Below are 4,571 nucleotides of genomic sequence, written 5' to 3'. Positions count from 1 at the left end.
GGGCGGGCATGGTCGGGTGGCGTTGGGTGAGCGTGGTGTGTCTGATGGGTCCTCTCCTCGCGGCGTGCGGGGAGCAAGCCCTGGCGGCTCCACGTGCTCCGGGCTTGAGGGTGGCGGCGGCGGCGGAAGGAACAAACGAGGGCGAGGGGGTCATGGCGTGGTCGCGCCCGTTGGCGAACGGGGACAGCGAGGCGCCACACGCGGTGACGGCCCCCAACGGGGACGTCCTCGTCGCGGCGACATACCGAGAGCCTTTGGACGTGGGGGGCGGCCCCCTGCCTTTCAACCGGAGTGCATCCAGAGCTCACATGATGGTGGCGCGCTTCTCCCCGGACGGGGCCCTGCGCTGGGCGCATGGGCTCGTACCAGGTGAGGGCACGTCCAACGCGCGCGTGGGCGGACTCGTCATCGACACCCAGGGCAAGGTCTGGCTGGGCGGCGCCTCCGCGGGCTCCCAGTGGGGCACCGCGCGCCTGCCGGACGGGCCGTTCGTCGCGCGCCTGTCGGCCGAGGGCGCCGTCGAACACGTGAAGGGCTTCGCGGGTGAGGGCACGCTCACCGTGCACGCCGTCGCCCGGGACGACGCGGGCGTGGTGGTGGTGGGAGACTTCTCCGGGGCGCGGGACTTCGGCGACGCCGTGCGCGAGCCACCCGATGGCGAGCGGGGCGCCTTCGTGGTGCGGCTGGGCGCGGACGCCCACACGCGCTGGAGCCGCGTCTGGTCCGCGGGGACACAGGGCCTGCTGACGGCGCGCGCGACGGCGGTGGACGCCTTCGGCGGCATCTATATTGGTGGCGCATACGCGGGCGCGGTGTGCTTCGGCGGAGGCTCGTTCCTCACCGTGCGCCAACGCACGCCCTTCGTCCTCAAGCTTCATCCGGATGGCACCCACGCGTGGAGCCGGGACTTCCGAGGCGCCACCGGAGCTGTCTCCGCGCTGGCGGTCGGCCCGGACCGCGTCTTCGTCGCGGGCTCCTTCTCCACCCGCTTCTACTTTCAGAACAAACCTCATGACGCGGGCGCCCATCACGGCTTCGTGGCGGCCTTCAACGCGGAAGGCCAAGAGCGCTGGGCGCGCTCCTTCGCCGCCACCGCCACGGCGCTCGCCACGGATGACGCGGGACAGCTCACGCTCACCGGCACCCATGACGGAGGACTGGATTTGGGCCGGGCGCCTTCTCCCGCTGGCCTCTATGTCGCCCGCCTCCTGCCCGAAAAGGGAAACTCCCTTTGGGTGCGAGGCTTCTCCAGTCCCCTCCCCCCGACAGCCCGCTCGGTGTCAGTGGATGGATCTGGCAATACCCTGGTCGCTGTCGCGCTGCGGCGCGCCCAACCTGTGGGAACCCCTTACCCGCATCCCCAGGATGGCTTTCTGTTCAGTCTGCGCCCCTGACATACACACACCACCTGACGGGTTGCGGGGCCCCCAGCCCCCCTCATAGTTGGATCAGGTTGTGGACAAACACACCCCGGAATTCGACTTTCAGCGCCTGTCCATGCTATTCGCGAGCCCGCCTTCAGGCGTGTGACGTTGCACCCTGAAGGGCGAGGCTGTGCTGAAGCGTCGGCGCGCGGCAACTTCGCTCGCAGGCGGCCAACCCCTCGACACCACTCCCTGTTCACTCCGGGGCGCGGCGTTGTGGGCCGCGCTTTGGACGAGCCTCTGTGAGGAGTTGCACCCCCATGACACGCACTGTTCCACGGATGGACGCCCTGCGTAGGGGCGTCACTGGTGTCGCCGCCAGGGCCCTCGGGCTGCTGACGGTGTTCGCATCCAGCGTCGCCCACGCCAGTGAGGCGGACCTCGTTCTCCCTGACTTCGCCTCCAAGTCATTCTTTGGCGGCAGCATCAACGGGCACCAACTGTTGCTCTCCGGCATCGCGGTCTGCGTTATCGGACTGGTGTTCGGTTTCATGCAGTACGCCTCGCTCAAGAACCTGCCCGTGCACCGGGCGATGCTCGAGATTTCCGAGCTCATCTATGAGACGTGCAAGACGTACCTGATGACGCAGTTGAAGTTCATTGCCGTGCTGTGGGCGCTCATCGCCGTGGTGATGGTGGGTTACTTCGGGTTCCTGCGTCACATGGGCGTGGACCGCGTGGTCATCATCCTGGTGGCGAGCCTCGTGGGCATCGCCGGCTCGTGTGGCGTCGCGTGGTTCGGCATCCGCGTCAACACGTTCGCCAACAGCCGCACCGCCTTCGCCAGCTTGCGAGGCAAGCCCTACCCCACGTACGCCATTCCGCTGCAGGCGGGTATGTCCATCGGCATGGTGCTCATCAGCACCGAGCTGTTGCTGATGCTCGCCATCCTGCTCTTCATCCCGGCGGACTTCGCGGGCGCATGCTTCATCGGCTTCGCCATCGGCGAGTCGCTGGGCGCCTCCGCGCTGCGCATCGCCGGCGGCATCTTCACGAAGATCGCCGACATCGGGTCCGACCTGATGAAGATTGTCTTCAAAATCAAGGAAGACGACGCGCGCAACCCGGGCGTCATCGCGGACTGCACCGGCGACAACGCCGGCGACAGCGTGGGCCCCTCGGCGGACGGCTTCGAGACCTACGGCGTGACGGGCGTGGCGCTCATCACCTTCATCCTGCTGGCCGTGGGCGAGGGATTCCGCGTCGAGCTGCTGGTCTGGATTTTCGTGATGCGCATCGTGATGGTGCTCGCGTCGCTGGCCGCCTACGGCCTGAACAACCTGTACCAGTCCGCCAAGTACAAGAACGCGGACCACATGAACTTCGAGCACCCGCTCACCGCGCTGGTGTGGGTGACGTCGCTCATCTCCGTGGCGCTGACCTTCCTGGTCAGCTACCTGCTCATCCCCACCCTGAACGGCGACCCGACGCTGTGGTGGAAGCTGTCGCTCATCATCAGCTGCGGCACGCTGGCGGGCGCCATCATCCCGGAGGCCATCAAGGTCTTCACCTCCACGGAGAGCCGTCACGTTCGCGAGGTCGTCACGGCCAGCCGCGAGGGTGGCGCGTCCCTGAACGTCATCTCCGGTCTGGTCGCGGGTAACTTCTCCGCGTACTGGATGGGTCTCATCATCGCCGGCCTGATGGGCCTGGCGTTCTGGTTCAGCGGCTCCGGCGTGCCCGGCGCGGACGTGGGCCAGTTGATGATTGCAGCCCCCGTGTTCGCCTTCGGCCTCGTCGCCTTCGGCTTCCTGGGCATGGGTCCGGTCACCATCGCCGTGGACTCCTACGGCCCGGTGACGGACAACGCGCAGAGCGTCTACGAGCTGTCGCTCATCGAGAACGTCCCCGACGTGAAGGCGGAGGTGAAGCGCGACTTCGGCTTCGACCTCGACTTCGAGAAGGGCAAGCAGTTCCTCGAGGAGAACGACGGCGCGGGCAACACCTTCAAGGCCACCGCCAAGCCGGTGCTCATCGGCACGGCCGTCGTCGGCGCCACCACGATGATTTTCTCCATCATCGTGCTGCTCGTCGGCATCACCAACGGCCAGCTCAACACCGAGAAGACGCAGTTCCTCTCGCTGCTGCACGCCCCGTTCCTCCTGGGCCTCATCACCGGCGGCGCCATCATCTACTGGTTCTCCGGCGCGTCCATGCAGGCGGTGTCCACCGGCGCCTACCGCGCGGTGGAGTTCATCAAGGCCAACATCAAGCTGGAGGGCGTGGAGAAGGCCAGCGTGGCCGACTCCAAGAAGGTCGTCGAAATCTGCACCCAGTACGCGCAGAAGGGGATGATCAACATCTTCCTCGCCATCTTCTTCAGCACGCTCGCGTTCGCCTGCCTGGAGCCGTACTTCTTCGTGGGCTACCTCATCTCCATCGCCATCTTCGGCCTCTACCAGGCCGTCTTCATGGCCAACGCCGGTGGCGCCTGGGACAACGCGAAGAAGCTGGTGGAAGTGGAGCTGAAGGCCAAGGGCACGGAGCTGCACGCGGCCTGCGTCGTCGGTGACACCGTCGGCGACCCGTTCAAGGACACGTCCTCCGTGGCGCTCAACCCGGTCATCAAGTTCACCACCCTCTTCGGCCTGCTCGCCGTGGAGCTGGCGGTGGAGCTGGAGGCCGCGGGCCAGGGCAACCTCACCCGCGTCTTCTCCGTGGTGTTCTTCGTCCTGTCGACGGTGTTCGTCTACCGCAGCTTCTACGGGATGCGCATCCAGAGCGTCAGCGGCAACAGCGGCGCGTCGTCCTCCGACGCGAAGCCCCAGGCCGCCGTGAAGACGGCCTGAGCCGTCCACTCGCACGCCTGAAGTGATTGAAGCGGCGGGGTGCCCTCACAGTGGGGGGCCCCGCCGCTTCGCTTTCATGCGCCAATGCCTTCCGGGTCCGTGCGCAGCTCCCCGCCCAGGTGCATGCCCGTCTGGCAGCGGTAGTCCGTCACCAGCGCCACCGCCAGCGACGACAGCCCCAGCAGCACGTGCACCGTGGCGACGACGGGGTGCTTCCGGGCATACCCCAGCACGAAGGGCGCCAGGACCGCCGCCGTGCCGTGGACGTAGTCGAAGATTTCGTGCGCTTCGATGGGGATGAGCCTGGCCAGACTCAGCCGGGCGTCGGTGAACAGGGACACGCCAATGGCCGTCGCCC

At 67.2% G+C, this 4,571-nt stretch carries 2 protein-coding genes and 1 pseudogene; 2 read left to right on the top strand and 1 reads right to left on the bottom strand.

The features are described 5' to 3' along the window. A partial coding sequence (locus HR086_RS44910; RefSeq protein WP_254626738.1) for a hypothetical protein occupies positions 1-1,394 on the top strand: 1,394 nt, incomplete at its 5' end. 290 nt (positions 1,395-1,684) lie between these two features. Beyond that, positions 1,685-4,213: a sodium-translocating pyrophosphatase gene (locus HR086_RS44905; RefSeq protein WP_174459968.1), complete on the top strand. Its 2,529-nt coding sequence runs from the start codon at positions 1,685-1,687 to the stop codon at positions 4,211-4,213. 74 nt (positions 4,214-4,287) lie between these two features. Here the strand turns inward: HR086_RS44905 and HR086_RS44900 are convergent. Continuing rightward, a pseudogene (locus tag HR086_RS44900) lies at positions 4,288-4,571 on the bottom strand (hypothetical protein); the annotation flags it as partial.

The sequence above is a fragment of the Myxococcus sp. CA039A genome, assembly GCF_013336645.1.
In the GTDB taxonomy this organism is placed as follows: Bacteria; Myxococcota; Myxococcia; order Myxococcales; family Myxococcaceae; genus Myxococcus; species Myxococcus llanfairpwllgwyngyllgogerychwyrndrobwllllantysiliogogogochensis.
This window is presented reverse-complemented; position numbering and strand designations above follow the sequence as displayed.